This is a genomic window from Achromobacter sp. E1 (genome assembly GCF_037039475.1).
GTDB classification, from domain to species: domain Bacteria; phylum Pseudomonadota; class Gammaproteobacteria; order Burkholderiales; family Burkholderiaceae_B; genus Achromobacter; species Achromobacter mucicolens.
On sequence record NZ_CP146253.1, the window covers coordinates 4,900,242 to 4,916,614 of the forward strand.

Sequence of the window (16,373 nt, forward strand, 5' to 3'; positions counted from 1 at the left end):
GCCCTCAGCCCCGCTTGCCGAACAGCAGGGCCAGGCCGAACACCGCACCAAGCCCCCCCACCACCGCCAGCGAGATCGACGGTTCGCGCAGGTTCAGCGCCATGATGGCCGAGCCCGCGCCCAAGGCCGTGATCACGCCGCCCACCAGACGCCCGCCCGTCGATCCGTAGAAATGCGTGCGGCGCGCGGCGGCAGTGCCCGCCGGCTGCCGCGCCTGCCACGCCGCCAGCGCCGTTTCGAATTCGCGCAGCAGCCTTTCGCGGCTGGGCAAGTCCGCCGGGCTGACCAGTAGCGTGGGCAGGCCGGGACGGACCAGTTTCAGGTAGTCGTCCGTGCCCCAACTGCTCAGGTCGGCAAAGGCGATGGGCGACCGGCGTGAAAACTCCAGGCCATCCGGCGTCACCCTGACGGCGTTGCGCGTGGGAAAGCCCTTGAATGCCACCAGCGGCGGCACCAGCAGGCCCAGCACGGCCAGCGCCGCGCCCAACCCGATCGGCCCCCGGTTCAGCACCACCAGCATGAAGCTGCCCGCCGCCAGCACGAATGCCAATGGCACCGACAACTGATGCCATCGCGTGTACACCGCCGCCTGGATCCCTTCACTGCTTTTCATGCTTGCCGTCCATGCTGGTCTGTCGTCTGCGAAATCATTCGGCAGGTTGCCGGGTCAATTGCTTGCTTTTATCAGATTGGAGCCGTTGCCGCCCATCGGCACCGAGCGGATGTCGGGCATGCGGTCCGGATCGGGCCAGTATTCGACCTTGATGATCGCTTCCTGGAAGATGTCGTCATCGACCAGCACCTCGGTGCGCAGCACCGCGCAACCATTGCTGACGTGGAACTTCACGACCTCTTCCCACGGTTTGCTCGTGAACTCGATGGGTTGGCTCCGGTCCTTGCGTATCCAGCGCCACGCATCGGCCCACCCCGGGCGCGAGGCCATGTTGTCCACGTACTTGTCCATGCGGTCGGCCCACGTTTCCGGCTTGGGCCGGCCTTGCACGAGCTGCGCATTGGAGGGACCGCGCGGCTGCAATTCGGGGTCATTCGAACGCATCGACCCCTTGCTGGACACCACGGCGCTGACGCCCTCGCCCACCAGCTTCAGGCTGTAGGCGTAGTCGCTGTGCTCGGTATAGCCGGGCATCATCACTTCCAGCACCAACCGGTCGCGGCCGAAAATTTCGCCTTGCCACAGGCCCTTCCAGTCCAGCGTCACGCGCACGCCGAACACCGCGCGGTTGAACGCATCGAGTTCCTCTTCGCGGTTCTCGAACGGCGGGCGGTCCTTCACGTCTTCATACGCGGCCGAGCGCATGCAGCAACGGGTGTACCAAATTTCGAGCTCGCTGTCCTTTGCGCCATCGCCCCAGAACTTGAAATACAGGCCCGCCGCAAGCAGGCACAGGCCCAGCACGATCCAGCCCCAGACCGGAATCCCCAGGAGCACCGTGCCGCCGCTAGTCAATCCGACCATCGCGCTGCCAAACCCGCCGGCGCCCGCCACCACGCCGGCCGCGCTGAAAGCGCCGCCCAGGCTGACCAGCGCCGTCGCCACGCCGGTCAGGCCGGACAGCAACAGGAACATCGAGGACGTCGCATACGCGCCGCCGGCCTCGTAGTTCTTGACGTCGTACTGGTCCACGGCGCTGAGCGCGTTGTTGGCGCCATCCACAAACGTGGCCGCAGCGGCAAACACCGCGCCAGCCGTGCGCACCGTGGCCAGGCGCATGTTCAGGGTCAGGTTCATCGAATACGCGGTATTGGTGCCCACGCGCGCGCCGATCGCGCCCGCCGTGGCTTCGATCGCCACGCTGCCCACGCCCAGCACGCCCGACGTGATGCCGAACCAGGCCTTGCGCGCCGCCTTGGCATCGCCGATGGCGTCGGCCTTGTTCAAGTCCGACACAGACGTGTACAGGGCCACCAGCGTCAACACGCCCGTCGCGCTTGCATTCTGGCCGTCCCGCGTCTTGGCCCACTTGACCAGCCCCGCCAGCGGCGACATCGTGGGCGCCGGCAAGGCCAGCACCCTGGGCGGCGACGGCAGGGACAACTGCGGCGTGGCCGCGGGGCGAGCAGGCGGCGGCGCGTTGGCGGCCGCGTTCAGCTGCGCATCGACCTCCTCGGGAATGATGTAGTTGATGGTCAGCGGGGTGGAGCGTTCGGCCTGCGTGCCGATCCAGCCGGCCTGCATGTGCTTGTTCGCGTAGATCCCTCCCCCGCCGCCGACCGTGACCGACGTCAGATTCGGCTCCCAGACGATCTGGTGCATGTCCGCGATCATTCGCGGCAGCGTCGTCGTATGCGTGCGCACCGCCACCACGATGTTCATGCGCGCCGACACGGACAACGTGACGCGCGCCGCCACCCGTTCGGCGATGGGGTCGCCCGACAGGGTCATACGCAAAAGCTGCGTGGCCATGAAGCGGCCAATCGCCGAGCCCGCCGCCCGCATGGGCGGCAGCTTGCCTTCGGCCGCCCGCAACTTGATCCAATCGTTGTAGCTCTTGACCATCTTCCGCAGGTTGGACACCTGCTTGGAGATCACCTTGCCTTTGCCCTCCCGGTTCAGGAAGGCCAGCAAGTCGCCATCGTTGCCCGCCAGCGACCGCCATATCGCCTCGTAGGTGCCGTCGACCATGTCCTCGTCTTTCAGCGAGTCGTCGATGGCCTTGTGCTCGCTGGCCACCGCGCCCGCGCCATCGACGCACATCGCCATGTCGTCTTCCAGGCGCTCGCCGGCGGCGGCGTCCTTGGGCGAATACGCCTTGCACGCCAGCCAGAACGTATCTCGGCCATACCACCAGGCCCAGTCCTTGCCCGCGCCCTCGATCTTGTCGCGCATGCGGGCAATGGCCGCCTTGTTTTCGCTGAGCGTCCTGGTGACCTTGCCGGTGTCGATGCGCTCGCGCAAGCGCTGGCGCTCGTCGCTGGACGAGTCCATCTGCTTTTCCAGCCCGTCGATGATCTGCGCCACCGCCACTTCGCGCAGCCGGGTCGGCTCCAGATGATGCTCGGCCAGCTCGCCCATGCACTTGTTGCGCCAGGTGGAAATGTCGGCCAGCACGCCCACCGGATCGCGCAGCGCCAGCGCCACGCCGCCCTTGGGCGTCATCTGCCGCATCTTGCCGGCCATCGCCGCGGCCTGCCCGCCAAACAGCGTGACGCCGGGGGTCAGCGTGTTGGCAAACAAGGTCGCCGCGCCGGCGGCGTCCCGGAACTCGATCGAATGCTTGGCCAGATTGGCGCCGTCTTCGGCCACGCGAAAGCCCGTTTCGGGCTTGGGATAGCCCCCCGCCCAGACGGCCTTGGCGTCCAGTTCCACCATGACCTTCTTGCGCCAGCGATCATTGCGCGTCAGCTCGCGGCGGATATCCTGCGTCCACCACACGCGCGAATAGCCGACCCACACGCTGCGCGACGCGTTTGCCGGCGCCTCGACGTTGATCAACGCGGATTCCAGGCCGTGGCCTTCGCGCGTGCACGTGAACGTCGGTTGCTCGGACGGACGGTTGTCGTCGTCAACCGGCACTTCCTTCATCTGCCCCGTCGCCGTGGCCGCGAACGCGCGCCAGCCGTAGCTGCGGCGCGGATCCCAAAGGTACACGTAGCCAGCCGTGATGGCGCGCAGCATGTAGGCGCCCTGGCGCATGGTCTCGTAGTACAGCTCGGGATCCGTGTACACGCCGTCGGGCAAATCGTTCTTGCCGCCCGGCACGTACGCAATTCGCATCGGCAGGATGGGCAGCCCCGGCCGGCCGCAGAACTTGCCCTTGCAGGGCAACGCGTCGTAGTCAGTCGTCATGCTTGCAGATCCTCCCGCGCCTGCGCCTCTTGCGCAAACCGCTGCCAATCCTCGTCGTCCATGTCCTGCGCGGCGCCGCGCAGGCGGCCGCCTTCTTCTTGCACCTCGCGCAGCAAGGCCGCAAACGACGGCGCTCGTTCCAGCGGCGCGTCCAGGCGCACCCGCCAGGCGGCGAACAGCGCCGCGTCTTCATCGTCGTCAATCCCGCAATCCGCGGCCGCGTCCAGCGCGCGGCGAACCGCGTCCAGCACGGACGGCCCCACGCACAGGCCTTTCGCGTTCAAGCGCTGCAGCACCGCGTTGATACGCCCCAGCCGCGCAAGGCGCGGCCAGTCAGGCGTCACGGTCTGCATCGGACCCGGCATATCGGGCAGCACCTGCCAGCGCGCAAAGCCGTCCACCGTCATCCACGTGACGCCCGGTATCCACGAGGCGGGCGCCGTGCCCGCGTACAGCTCGCTCTGGTATTGCGTGGTGCGCGGGTCCCAGAAGCGCAGGATGCGCACGCGCGCCTGCGCGTCGCGCAACCGGGCGCGCAGCGCGAGCCGCTGCGCCACTTCGGCCAGCGGCAGGTCCGTGGCCAGCCACGCCGCCATCGATCGAGGCCGCTTGACGGCGGGCGCGGGGCGCAAGGCTTCGTCCACCGCCACGCGGAGGCTGGCGTTGATCAGCCGCTCATGGCGGATCTCGTCCGGCACCTCTGCCAGATACAGCGGCGGCGCGGCCGCGCCCTGCGAGATCAGATCGACCTCGCGCCGCGCCAATCCCGCAGCCGCGATGTCGCCGGCCAGCGGATCGGCCAACGTGGAATCGCACAAGAGCAGCACGCGCCGGCTGGCGCGGCCGTCCAGCACGGCCCGCAAGCCCGCGATGGCGCGTTCGACACAGTCCTCGGCGCGCGGCGGTTCCCAACGTGCTTGAGACGCTTGCGCCAGGCGGGGCGTTGACGATGCCATCATGCCGCCAATGCGCCGCTGCCGGCCGCGTCTTCGAGCGCCGCGGCGCAGCCTTCCATATCGCCCTGCGGCGGTTGCGCCGGGCCGGTTCCGCTTTGCGGTCCCACCCAGTTGTGCACACCCGCCTTCAATTCCACCTTGCCGGGCGCATGCAATTGAATCCCGCCGCCCTCGATCCGCATGTACGCGCCGGCCGCCGTGGCCAGCACCTTTTTCGATGCGTTCACGTCCACGGCGCCTTGGGCCGAGGCCAGCGTCACCGACTTCTCGGCGGCCAGACGCATGCGCGCCTTCTGGCTTTGCATCCGCAACTGCCCGCCTGCCGCGTGCAACCGGATCCCTTTCTCCGGCACGGCCCGGCCGTCGCCGCCCAAGCCTTTGGTAAACAAGACCACGCCCTGCGCCACGCACAGGGACATGTGCGCGCCGGCGGCCCAGTTCACGTCCGGCGCCACCTGGCACAAGGTGGCGCCCGCCACGGCAAACGCATGCTTCGGCGTGTACTGGCCAATGCCCTTCGGGGCGCTGACCTGGATGTGCGGCAGGCTGTAAGCCGGCACCTGCACGCCTTCCTCGGCGCGGGTGCCTTCGATGATCTTGCGCACGGCGTCCAGTTCATCCAGCGGACGCGTCTTGTCGCCGTCGCCGTCCAGCTTTGCTTCCTGGCGCGCCGCGGTGGCCGACAGCTCTTTGGCCTGCTCGATGGCCTTTTCCATCTGCTGGATGGCCGGCTCGCTATCCAGCAAGCCGCCCGTCGCGCCCTCGCGCTTGTCCGCGCTGATCAGCAGGCCCTCGCCCGCGCGCAATGCCACGGCCTCGCTGGTCGCCAGTTCCGCGCCATGTCCCAGGTCCGACAGACGCTCGTTGTCGCGCTGCTGCTTCAGGTGGCCCAGGTTCAGCCGCGCCTCGGCCTGCGTGGTCGATGCCGTCAGGCGCGACTGTCCCGGCGTGTCGTCCTGCACCAACTGGTTGTAGCCGCCCATGCCCTGCCCGCTGTCGGCCAGCGCCTGTGTCTTGAAGCCCGACATCACCACGTTGTGCGCGTGCCCGCCCTCGCTGCCCGCGAACCAGGCCGGCGCGTTGCCGGTGGCCTTGGCGGCGCCGGCCTGCACCTGGTTGTTGGCCGCGTTCTCGCTGCCCGCGCCGTTATACAGCGCGCCCACCACCACCGGCCGGTCGATGTCGCCGTGCATGAACTGCACCAGCACCTCCTGTCCCAGGCGGGGCACGAAGTGACCGCCCCAGTCCGATCCCGCCACCGGTTCGGCCACGCGCACCCACGTGCCCAGCGCGTCGCTGGCCGGCGCGTTGTCTTCGCCCGCGGGATGATCCTGGCGATTGCTGGACGCGCTGCCGCGCTGCCAATGGAATTGGATCTTGATGCGATGGTCGCGGTCCGTATGGACCGGATCGTTCGCCCCGACCACCAGCGCCGTCTGCGCGCCGTGCACGGTGGGACGGGGATGCAGGCGTGCGCCGTGGCCATCCACCGTGCTGGGGCGGTACTCCAGCGTGGCGGCAATCGCCTCGAAGCGGTTGCGATAGAAATCCGCCGCGGCGTCATCGGCGGTGCCCGGGCCCTGGTTTTCCCCTGCCGCGCCCAGGGCGTCGGCCACCGCGCGGCCCAGGCTTTCATCGAAATTGTTGCGGGCCTCGTGCGCGATGCGCAGCACCACGAATTCGGCGCCCGCCCCCTGCGACGGCCCGAAATGCCCCGTCAGCGTAAAGCGCTGCCCCGGCGCCAGCGTGCGCGCGGTGCCCTCGCCTTCATGCAACGACTGGCGCACCCGCTGCGCGACCAACGCGTTGTGCGCAAGCCGCTCGCCCTGGGCGCCGTCTTCGAACAGATACTGGCCGGGGTAGTCCGAATCCGCCAATTCCACGGCGTTGGCCAGCTTGTCCTCGACCTGCGCGCTGACCCGCCGCGCCTGCATCGCGCGGTAATCCCACGAGGCCAGCCGAACGGCGTTGGTGCGCCACGCGCGGCGCTGGCGCCACGCCTGGATGGTGTCTTCGGTTTCGGTCGCGTCCGCGCGCTGGAACTTGATGCTGTCCTGCGGCCCGGCCTTGAAAGCGCCGTTGTGGTCGGCAATGACCACGGTATGGCCGCCCGGCGCGCCGTCACCGGCTTCGTGCTCGACCCAATAGAAGAGCCCCTCTTCGGCCAGCAGCCGCTCGACAAAGGCGAAGTCGGTCTCGCGGTACTGAATCGTCAGGCTGCGCTTGGCGTAAGCGTCCCGGTCCTTCACTTCCCAGCGCCACTGCGCCGCCACCGCGCCCTGCCCGTTGTAGTCGCCGAACACGCTGTCCACGATGTCGATCACCGACAAGTCCTGGAAGGCGAAGCTGTCGCGGCGCTGGCGCAGCAGCGCCAGCCACGGCTCGATGCGCAGCCGGTAGCGCGCGAAGCCGCCATTGGCCCCTTCAAAGCGCGCCTCCGTCACCAGGCCGCACCACACGCGGTGCGCGTCGCGGCCCAAGGCCGTTTGCAGCTTTACCTGCGCCGGCTGGCCGATCAGTGACTTCAGCGGCACATGCGCATCGTCCGACAGCGCGTCGACCATCAACGCAAAGCCGCCATCGCTCAGTTGCTCGGTGCCCTGAAGACGCTCGGCCAGCAGCTTGTCCGGCCCCAGCGGCGTGCACAGGTCGAGCAGGCGGTCGGCCTGCGTGAAGCCCGCGCCCAATGGGCTGGCGGCGGCAAGTGTCTGAGCCATGTTGGCGTAACCTCTCTGTCTTGAATCAGCTCATGCGGAAGCGGAATTCGCCGTTCTTGCCCGCACTGACACGGATCTTGGCAATCGCCTCACCTTGCGCCATGCGGCTGAGGACCTGCCCGGCAATCTCGGGCAGCAGCGTTCCATTGAGGATGTGATCGACATTGCGCGCCCCCGTGTCCACTTCGGTGCAGCGGGCCAGCACCGCCTCGACCAGCGCCTCATCCCACTCGAATACCGCGCGGTGCGTGGCCGCCACGCGGCGTGCGATGCGGCCCAGCTTCAGTTCGATGATGTGCGCCAGCGCGTCATCGTCCACGGGGAAATAAGGAATGGTCTTCATGCGGCCCAGGAAGGCCGGCTTGAAGGCCTTGTACAGCTGCGGCATCAACAGCTCGGACAAGGCATCCGGCGTCGGGCGCTCCGCGGCCGGCTTGTTCAGGCACGCCTGCATGATGGCGCTGGAGCCGACGTTCGACGTCAGGATGATCAGTGTGTTGCGGAAGTCGATCTCGCGCCCCTCCGCGTCGTCCATCACCCCCTTGTCAAAGACCTGGAAGAACAGCTCCAGCACATCGGGGTGAGCCTTTTCGATTTCATCCAGCAGCACCACGCTATAGGGCTGGCGGCGCACCGCCTCGGTCAGCACGCCGCCTTCGCCGTAGCCCACATAACCCGGCGGCGAGCCCTTCAGGCCGGAAATGCTGTGGGCCTCCTGGTACTCGCTCATGTTGATCGTGACGAGCTTGCGCTCGCCGCCGTACAGAATGTCGGCCAGCGCCAGCGCGGTCTCGGTCTTGCCCACGCCCGACGGGCCCACGAACAGGAAAACGCCCTTGGGCTTGTCCGGGTCTTCCAGCCCGGCGCGCGCCGTGCGAACGCGCTGCGCGATGGCCTCCAGCGCGTGGTCCTGCCCGATCACGCGTTCGGCCAGCAGCGGCTGCAATTGCAGCACCGTGCGGATCTCGTCGTTGACCATGCGGCCCAGCGGAATCCCGGTCCATGCCGAGATGATCTCGGCCACGATCTGCGCGTCCACGCAGGCCGGCACCAGGGGCTGTTCGCCTTGCAACGCCCGCAGCTCGTCCATCAAGCCCGCCAGACGCTGCTGCGCGGGCGTCAGCGGCACGGCTTGCGCGGCCTTGCGGCGCGACGAGGACGGCGGCGGCGCCTTCCCCGCGGACGCCTCCGCGGTCGCTTCCTGCGGCGCGGCTTCCAGCTCTGCCCGCAAGGCGTGTATCCGCGCCACCAGGTCCATTTCCGCCGCGTGGCGCGACTCGGCATCGGCCAAGGTTTGCGTCACCGCCGCGATCTCGTCGCGCAATTCGTCCAGGCGCGCGTGCGACGCGCCCGTGGCGGCTTCGCGCTGCAACGCCGCCTGTTCGGCGCCAAGGCGCGTCAGGCGATGCCGCGCATCATCGATCAAGGCCGGCGTGGCACTGCGGCCCAATGCCACGCGCGCGCATGCCGTATCCAGCACACTGACCGCCTTGTCGGGCAGCTGGCGGCCGGTGATGTAGCGATGCGACAGCCTGGCCGCCGCGCTGATCGCTTCGTCCAGGATGCGCACACCGAAATGGCGCTCCATCAGCGGCGCCATGCCGCGCAACATCGATGCGGCCAGCGTCTCGTCCGGTTCCTCCACCTTGATCACCTGGAAGCGGCGCGCCAGCGCGGCGTCCTTCTCGAAGAACTTCTTGTATTCGCTCCAGGTGGTGGCGGCGATGGTGCGCAGTTCGCCGCGCGCCAGGGCCGGCTTGAGCAAGTTGGCCGCGTCGTTCTGCCCCGCCTGCCCGCCCGCGCCGATCATGGTGTGGGCTTCGTCGATGAACAGGATGATGGGCGACGGGCTCTTCTTGACCTCGTCGATGACGTTCTTCAGGCGGTTCTCGAACTCGCCCTTGACGCTGGCGCCCGCCTGCAGCAGACCCATGTCCAGCGTGCGCAGCGTCACCTCGGCCAGCGCGGGCGGCACGTCGCCCGAGGCAATGCGCAGCGCCAATCCCTCGACCACCGCCGTCTTGCCCACGCCCGCCTCGCCGGTCAGGATGGGGTTGTTCTGCCGCCGCCGCGTCAGGATGTCGATCATCTGGCGGATTTCGGCGTCCCGTCCGATCACCGGGTCGATCTTGCCCTCGCGGGCGCGTTCGGTCAGGTTCGTGGTGTATTGGTCCAGGGCCGGGGTGGCCGACAGCGCGGGCGCCGGCTGGCCAGCGTCGCCCTGCGGCCCCGCGCCATCGGCAAAACCCACGGCTTGCCCGGCCTCTTCCGAACCAGCCGTCAAGGCGGCAAAGTCATGCTTTAACGCGTCCAGCCGGAACGACTCGAACAGCGTCGATCCGCGCCGCGCCAGTTGCGCCAGATCGGGCTCGGTCAGCAGCGCCAGCAGCAGGTGGCCGGACCGGATGCGCGTCGTCTGGGTATCAAGCGACGCAATCAGCCACGCGTGTTCAAACAGCTTGGGCAGATGCGGCGAAAACACCGGCGTGCGCGTATTGCCGTTCTTGAAGCGGCCGATCTCCGCATTCAGGTCCGCCTCCAACGCGTCGGTCTTGATGTGGCAACGCTGCGCGATGACGCTCACGTCGCTGGCCGGCTTTTCCAGCAAGGCCAGGAACAGATGCTCCAGATCCACTTCGTAGTGGCCTTGCGCCATGCACAGGCTGGCGGCGCGTTCGGCGGCCTGGCGGCAGGTCTGGTTGAGCTTTCCGATCAAAGTCTTCAGCGGTGTGGCCATAAGTGTCTGAGGGTGATGGGGTCAATGAATGGTGTGCAGTTCGTAACTGGCGTCGTCGCGGTCTTGCCGGGCGGGCTCGGTGCACAGGAACGAATTCCAGCCCAGGCGCACCTCGGCGCCTGCGCCCAACTGGCTGGGGGTGACGCTCTCGCGCGCCAGCACCAGCCGCACCTCGTATTCGAACGTCATCCCGCCGAACATCGTCAGCAGTTTCTCCAGCGCCTGCGCGCGCTCGCCGCCCGGCAGGAAGTCGGTAAACGCCTGGCCCGACAAGGGGCCGATCCAGAGCCGGATGCGCAGGTCGCGCTGCCAGATGCGGTCGCCAGCAAGCGCCGACACGCCCAGCACGGCGCCAGGATGCCCAAGCTGCGTGCGGTTCTGCGGCGGGACGTCATACCAGCGGCCGACAAATTGTTCCACGCGCAGCGGCACGCCAAAGTAATCCTGCAGCACGCGCTGCAGGTACGGCGCCGACACCGGACGCTGACGCGCCGCCGCCGCGTAGTGCGCGATCGATTCGTCATGGACGCGGCCCGCGCCGTTGTGCAGGCGGTCCCGCAGCGCCGGATGGCCGATGCCGCCCAAGGCCAGCAAGAGCGGCAGGTAATGATGGTCCGGTTCGGTTTCGTGCCGCAGCGGCATGCGGTACTTCTTCCACGCCGCGTAGAACAGCGCCGCCGCCCGGTTCGAGAAGATGTCGAAGAACGCGCGGGCGCCCCGGTCGCGCCGCAGGCTTTCGCGGTTGGCCAGCATTTCCGAGTAATGCAGCGGCAATGCGCCCTGCCCGCCCAAGAGGCCAAAGAACGCGGGCGTCACGTCCACGCGGCCCAGCCGGCCTTCGGCCACGGCGGCCTGCCGCGCGGCCTCGTCCGCCAGCACTTCGCCGTTCTTGTCGTACGCCACCGCATCCACGATCTCGCTGGGCGGAAACCCCAGGCCCGGCGCATTGGGAAAGCGCAGGTGCACCGGCACCGGATGACGCGTCGCGCCGCGCTCCTGCCGCGCAAAGCATTGCTCCAGCAGGCGCACTGCCTGGAAAAACTTGAAGCGCTGCGGCTCGGCCAGCAGCGCGTCCATCACGCTAGGATGGCGTCGCCGTTGCAAGGGGGGCATCGTAGAAGTTCCTCCGCGCCGCGGCGCGACAACACAACCAACTGCACGAAACTGTTCGCGTGCACATACAGGCCGAAGAAGCGATTGATGACCGCCACGAACGTGTGCAGGCTGGTGCCCACGAAGTGGTCTTCATTGACGGTCAACCGGATTTCGATGCCGCGCACGAAGGTGGCGAACGGTTCGCCCGGCATCCAGTGCGTGGCGGGCTTGTAGTCCAGACCGACCAGCCCTTCGATCTGGCGCGCGGCCACCGCGGAGCCGGACAGGTCGTACAGGCGCAGCGTTTCCTTGAGCGCCGGCAACCCGCTCTGCACCAGGGACAGATGGTTCAACGCCAGATGCGAGATCAGGCGCCAATGCGCCGCACGGCCCTGCTGGAACCGGTGCGAATGCGTCGGGCGGCGCAGCATGCGGATCGTGCGCGCCACCGAGCCGCCTTCCAGAAACAGATCGCCGCCCGCCTGCCCCACCGCAATCTGCGACGGCAAGTCCCGATTGGTGCAGGTCAGGTCCAGGCTCAGCGTTTCGGTCTGCGGCACCGACGGGTCGAAGTCGATATCGACGATCGAAATCTCCGTCTCGTAGCCCGGGCTGCGCTGCGCCATCGACGCATCGCGCCGCATCGTCCAGTAGTGGCCCGCCTTGTCGGGCGATTCGCCATGGTGCAGCGAATAGAACGGCCTGAACTCCACGACCGCATCGCCCTGCGCGTTTTGACGCACCTGGCGCACGCGGTCGATCGAATAGACCTCGTAGCCGTAGGCCCGCCGCGCGTCCGCCACCACCGGGTACGACGCCGACGCATGCGTGACGCGGATGGGATCCGCACGCTGCGAAAACAGGTTTGACACCGGCGTGCAGCCGAGCCGCAGATTGTCGGCGGACGTCGATTCCAGCAGCCGCGCGGTATTGGAATCCGCGCGCAGGCCGCTGACCGGCAGGTGAAGCGTGAACTGGCGCACCGTGCCCAGATAGGGGCGCAGCGCGGCCAGATCGATGTCCACGAAGTTGAATTTTTCCGAGAACACGAAGTACTCGGCCAGCAGGCGATACGCCGGGTGCGAACTGGCCGGAAAGTCGATCAGCGCGTCTTCTTCCGCCAGGCCCACCTGCCCGACCGGAATGGCGGGCAGACGATCCCAGCGTCCCGGTTGCAGCTCGACGTAGGCCGCGGCGGCGCGCAGGAACAGCGCGTCGCGCAAGGCCGCCACGAATGACGGTTCACCGTGCAGGTACACCCGAAGCCGGTCCACGCCCAGGGCCCCGAAATGCTGGTTCTCGCCCTGGCAACCCAGGGTGACGGAAAAACGCCCTGTCACGCCGGCCGGCAGCTTGGCCGTGGCGGGCGCATTGGCGCTGGACTCAAAGCCGGCGCGCAGCACTTCAACGGGCGCCAGCGTGACGTCATAAGTGGTGCGAAAGCGGCACGACACGCCCCGGACCGGGTGCGACTTCAGTTCCGTGCCGCGCGCAATCCGGACCGGCGCGGTCAGTTGCGCGCCCGCGCCGCCAAGGTCGAACTGCGCGATGCTGCAAGAGGGAAAAGGCCGCAGGTAATGCGGGTACATCACCTCGAACAACGCTTCGGTGAATTCCGGGTAGTCATCGTCCAGCTTCTTGTTGATGCGGGCGCTCAACAAGGCGAACGACTCGATCATGCGTTCAACGTGCGGATCTTCGCAGGTCTCGCCCGACAGGCCCAGCCGCGCGGCGATCTTCGGGTATCGTTCGGCGAAGTCGCGCGACGACGTGCGCAGAAAGCCCAGTTCGCGCTCGTAATAAGGCAGCAATTCTTCCATTGTTGTCTTTCCTTCCAGCGCGCCAATGCACCTGCGTTACGAATGGGGGCCTCAGACCGAGGCCGGGCTCTTGGCCCAGCCCTTGGTCACGGAGTACTGCAGCGTCGAGGGCTGCAACGTGGCGTCGAAGGTGACGGGCTCGTGGGCGGGTCCCACGTCCAGCATCGCCGTGATCGCGAAATACAGCACCGAGGTCGCGCGGCTGTCCACCTGGAGCATCACCCGCACGTGCGTCAGGCGAGGCTCGTGGCGCGCGATCGCCTGCTCCAGCGACCGGCAGATGAATTCGCGGTCGTAGTGGCTGGCGAGACTCAATCCGGAAAAGTCCGACAGGCCGTACGTCAGCACCGACCGCTGGCAGTTGGGGAAGCGCCGCAGGTCTTCCTCGGTGAACACCATGCGGGTGTTCAGCAAGGCCTCGATGTCGCGCGCCACCGTTTCCTTCATCTCTTCGATCGACAGGCGGCGCAGCGCATAGGGCGATTGGCCCTCCGCCTCGAACAGCTTGTCGAACAGACTCGGTTCGAATCCTTTCATCGGGGCCTGATCAATCCGGAGACAGCAAAAAAATGGACAGCGGCCCGGCTCGGGCCGCGGTCTCTTGGCAACCTGGCAGCGATCAGACCGAGTAGGTCTTGTCGTTCTTGGTCAGGCTCCAGGCGCCCTGGGCGTTGCCGCCCTGGTTGCCGCCGACCTTCTGCTGCGTGTACTTCCACTGCACGGCGGCGTACTTCAGCGAGAACGACTCGTGCGGCAGGCCTTCGGCAACCACTTCCGGCGCCACGCGCGCAATGATCACGTACTTGAGCTTGATTTCCAGGTACTTGACCCGATTGCCCTCACCGTCCGCGCGCAGAAAATCGATGGTGACTTCATCGAACGTCGTGCCGCCGGACGCGTGCTGATACAGCAGCGGGCTGACCACGTCCAGATCCTTGGTGAAGACCATTTCGCCGTGTTCGGTGCGCTCGGCGGTATGGCCGCCCGAGGTCGACGCCGTGGCCGAACGCGGCTGGATGATTTCATGGCGCCACGAGCTGACTTCGATCCAATCCGGGTGGTCCTTGTCTTGCGATTCGCCCTTTAGCGCCGGATTGCCGAACTTGACGTAGATGTCCTTCATTGTTGATAACCTCTTTCAATGGATGAGTGGTCAGTGCAATGACGATCAGGATTTCTGAGCCTGAGCCGGCAGTTCGGCAACCAGGCGCAACGAGATCGAGAGTTCGTCAAGCTGGAAATGCGGCCGCAAAAACGCCACGGCGCGGAAGACGCCCGGACGTCCCGGGACCTCGGCCACCTGCACCGAAGCTTCGCGCAGCGGAAACTGCGCTTTTTGTTCCTGCGTCGCGTTGTCGTCCAGCAGCACGTACTGCGACACCCAGCGATTCAGGAAACTCTCAACGGACTGCGCCGACGCGAAGCTGCCGATCTTGTCGCGCATCATCGCCTTCAGGTAGTGCGCCACGCGCGACACCGAGAAGATGTACTGCAGCTGCGCCGACAACACCGCATTGGCGTTGGCGCTGTCCGTGTTGTATTTCTTGGCCTTCTGCACCGACTGTGCGCCGAAGAAGGCCGCGTAGTCCGAATTCTTGCAATGCACCAGCGGGATCAGGCCCTGATCGCTCAGTTCCTTTTCCCGGCGGTCCGTGATGGCGATTTCGGTCGGGCACTTGAGCGCGATTTCGCCGTCGTCCGTCTTGAACGTGTGCGTCGGCAGGTTCTCGACCAGACCGCCGCCTTCCACGCCGCGGATCGCAGCGCACCAGCCAAAGTCGGCAAACGCGGCCGTCAGGCGGGCGCCGAACGCCCACGCCGCGTTGCACCACAGGTACTTCGAGTGGTCGGTGCCGTCCACGTCCTCAACGAAGTTGAAGCCTTCGACCGTGGTGCCTTCCACCGGATCGTAGGGCAGGCGGCCCAGGAAGCGCGGCATGGTCAGGCCCACATAGCGGGAGTCTTCCGAATCGCGGAAGCTGCGCCACTTGGTGTATTCCACGGTGTCGAACACCTTGGCCAGGTCGCGCGGGCGGCCCAGGTCGGCAAAGCTGTCCAGGCCCAGCAGTTCGGGCGAGGCCGAGGCGATGAAGGGCGCGTGCGAAGCCGCGGCCACGTGCGACATCTGCTCGATGAAGTACATGTCCTCGGGCTGGCGCGTGATCTCGAAGTTGCCCAGCAATGCGCCGAACGGCGCGCCGCCGAACGTGCCGAATTCTTCTTCGTAGACCTTCTTGAACATCAGGCTCTGGTCGAAGTCGATGGCGGTCTGGAAGTCGCGAACCAGGTCACGCTTGGTGGTGTTCAACACCTTGATCTTCAGCATCGGGCTGGTGTCGGTCTCCTGGCACAGGTAGTGCAGGCCGCGCCACGTGCTCTCCAGGTTCTGGAATTCCGGCGCGTGCATCACCTCGCTCAGTTGCGCGGAAATCAGGCGGTCCAGCTCGGCCACGCGCGCATCCAGCATCGCGGAAAGATTGTCGGACACCACCACGGTGCCCTTCATGACTTCACGCACCAGCTCGCCGATGATGTCTTTTGCGCGATCGTGCTCGGCGGTCGACTTGGCGACCCGGCTTTGCTCGACGATCTGGTCCAGCAGGCCGCCTTGCGCGTCGGCCGGGGCGGCAGCGGTGTTCTGTGCAGCGGCGGAATTACTCATTGCGGCCTCCCTTGTCGGTCTCGCTGGTCAACTGTTGCAGCTTCTCGGTGCTGGACAACACTTCGCCCAGCAGGTCTTCCAGCTTGTCGTTGCCCGCCAGCTTGTTGCGCAGGTCCGCCAGCTTGGTGCGTATGTCGAGCAATTCGCGCAGCGGATCCACCTGCTGGACCACGGCTTCCGGGCGGAAATCCTCGATCGAACGGAACTTCAGGTCCACGCCGAACGTGCCGCCTTCCTCGGTCAGCGCATTCTTGACGCGGTACGCGGCGCGCGGCTCCAGCCCACGCATCACGTCGTCGAAGTTGTCGACGTCGATGTTGACGAACTTGCGGTCCTTCAGACGCGGGAGCTCGGCTTCGGATTGCGCCGAAAAGTCCCCCACCACGCCCACGACGAAGGGAAGCTCCTTCTGTTCGATGGCGTCGCCCTTCTCCACGTCATACGTGAGCTGAACGCGCGGCGGACGGACTTTCTGCAATCGTTTCTGAACGCTTTCTTTCTTGGCCATGGGTGGCTCCGTGCAAAGGATCGTGGCGGTCGGTCAGGCGCGCCGGGCTACCCGGCGCTGCCTGGGCGAA

Annotated in this window: 11 protein-coding genes; all 11 read right to left on the minus strand. The window is 67.0% G+C overall.

Annotated elements, in window-relative coordinates; translation table 11 throughout:
• Positions 1 to 4: 4 nt before the first annotated feature.
• Positions 5 to 613, minus strand: a complete 609-nt coding sequence (locus V6V88_RS22780; protein WP_056325749.1) for a hypothetical protein — start codon at positions 611 to 613, stop codon at positions 5 to 7.
• A gap of 54 nt (positions 614 to 667) precedes the next feature.
• Positions 668 to 3,808: a T6SS effector BTH_I2691 family protein gene (locus tag V6V88_RS22785; RefSeq protein ID WP_338616486.1), complete on the minus strand. Its 3,141-nt coding sequence runs from the start codon at positions 3,806 to 3,808 to the stop codon at positions 668 to 670.
• Positions 3,805 to 4,767: a hypothetical protein gene (locus V6V88_RS22790; RefSeq protein ID WP_338616489.1), complete on the minus strand. Its 963-nt coding sequence runs from the start codon at positions 4,765 to 4,767 to the stop codon at positions 3,805 to 3,807. Before V6V88_RS22790 ends, V6V88_RS22785 begins: the two co-directional genes overlap by 4 nt.
• The gene (locus tag V6V88_RS22795; RefSeq protein WP_338616491.1) at positions 4,764 to 7,481 is read right to left on the minus strand and encodes a type VI secretion system Vgr family protein; all 2,718 of its coding nucleotides are present in this window, start codon (positions 7,479 to 7,481) and stop codon (positions 4,764 to 4,766) included. The genes V6V88_RS22790 and V6V88_RS22795 overlap by 4 nt, the downstream gene beginning before the upstream one ends.
• 25 nt (positions 7,482 to 7,506) lie before the next feature.
• Positions 7,507 to 10,218, minus strand: a complete 2,712-nt coding sequence (tssH, locus tag V6V88_RS22800; RefSeq protein ID WP_338616495.1) for a type VI secretion system ATPase TssH — start codon at positions 10,216 to 10,218, stop codon at positions 7,507 to 7,509.
• 21 nt (positions 10,219 to 10,239) lie between these two features.
• Positions 10,240 to 11,331: a type VI secretion system baseplate subunit TssG gene (gene tssG, locus V6V88_RS22805; protein ID WP_174245419.1), complete on the minus strand. Its 1,092-nt coding sequence runs from the start codon at positions 11,329 to 11,331 to the stop codon at positions 10,240 to 10,242.
• The gene (tssF, locus tag V6V88_RS22810; RefSeq protein WP_152382522.1) at positions 11,295 to 13,133 is read right to left on the minus strand and encodes a type VI secretion system baseplate subunit TssF; all 1,839 of its coding nucleotides are present in this window, start codon (positions 13,131 to 13,133) and stop codon (positions 11,295 to 11,297) included. Before tssF ends, tssG begins: the two co-directional genes overlap by 37 nt.
• A 51-nt stretch (positions 13,134 to 13,184) precedes the next feature.
• On the minus strand, positions 13,185 to 13,670 hold the full coding sequence (gene tssE, locus V6V88_RS22815) for a type VI secretion system baseplate subunit TssE (protein ID WP_338616499.1): 486 nt from the start codon (positions 13,668 to 13,670) through the stop codon (positions 13,185 to 13,187).
• 82 nt (positions 13,671 to 13,752) lie between these two features.
• Complete coding sequence (locus V6V88_RS22820) at positions 13,753 to 14,256, minus strand: Hcp family type VI secretion system effector (protein WP_006226591.1); 504 nt, start codon at positions 14,254 to 14,256, stop codon at positions 13,753 to 13,755.
• Between the two features lie 45 nt (positions 14,257 to 14,301).
• Entirely contained in the window at positions 14,302 to 15,795 is a 1,494-nt protein-coding gene (tssC, locus tag V6V88_RS22825; protein WP_056325730.1) for a type VI secretion system contractile sheath large subunit, read from the minus strand.
• The gene (tssB, locus tag V6V88_RS22830) at positions 15,788 to 16,303 is read right to left on the minus strand and encodes a type VI secretion system contractile sheath small subunit (RefSeq protein WP_056325727.1); all 516 of its coding nucleotides are present in this window, start codon (positions 16,301 to 16,303) and stop codon (positions 15,788 to 15,790) included. The genes tssC and tssB overlap by 8 nt, the downstream gene beginning before the upstream one ends.
• Between the last annotated feature and the right edge of the window lie 70 nt (positions 16,304 to 16,373).

What these genes read in the sequence shown, in the direction of transcription:
- tssG (WP_174245419.1), bottom strand. Translation starts at nt 11,331, where the DNA reads ATGCCCCCCTTGCAACGGCGACGCCATCCTAGCGTGATGGACGCGCTG.
- V6V88_RS22790 (WP_338616489.1), bottom strand. Translation starts at nt 4,767, where the DNA reads ATGATGGCATCGTCAACGCCCCGCCTGGCGCAAGCGTCTCAAGCACGT.
- tssF (WP_152382522.1), bottom strand. Translation starts at nt 13,133, where the DNA reads ATGGAAGAATTGCTGCCTTATTACGAGCGCGAACTGGGCTTTCTGCGC.
- V6V88_RS22785 (WP_338616486.1), bottom strand. Translation starts at nt 3,808, where the DNA reads ATGACGACTGACTACGACGCGTTGCCCTGCAAGGGCAAGTTCTGCGGC.
- tssC (WP_056325730.1), bottom strand. Translation starts at nt 15,795, where the DNA reads ATGAGTAATTCCGCCGCTGCACAGAACACCGCTGCCGCCCCGGCCGAC.
- tssH (WP_338616495.1), bottom strand. Translation starts at nt 10,218, where the DNA reads ATGGCCACACCGCTGAAGACTTTGATCGGAAAGCTCAACCAGACCTGC.
- V6V88_RS22795 (WP_338616491.1), bottom strand. Translation starts at nt 7,481, where the DNA reads ATGGCTCAGACACTTGCCGCCGCCAGCCCATTGGGCGCGGGCTTCACG.
- tssB (WP_056325727.1), bottom strand. Translation starts at nt 16,303, where the DNA reads ATGGCCAAGAAAGAAAGCGTTCAGAAACGATTGCAGAAAGTCCGTCCG.
- tssE (WP_338616499.1), bottom strand. Translation starts at nt 13,670, where the DNA reads ATGAAAGGATTCGAACCGAGTCTGTTCGACAAGCTGTTCGAGGCGGAG.
- V6V88_RS22780 (WP_056325749.1), bottom strand. Translation starts at nt 613, where the DNA reads ATGAAAAGCAGTGAAGGGATCCAGGCGGCGGTGTACACGCGATGGCAT.
- V6V88_RS22820 (WP_006226591.1), bottom strand. Translation starts at nt 14,256, where the DNA reads ATGAAGGACATCTACGTCAAGTTCGGCAATCCGGCGCTAAAGGGCGAA.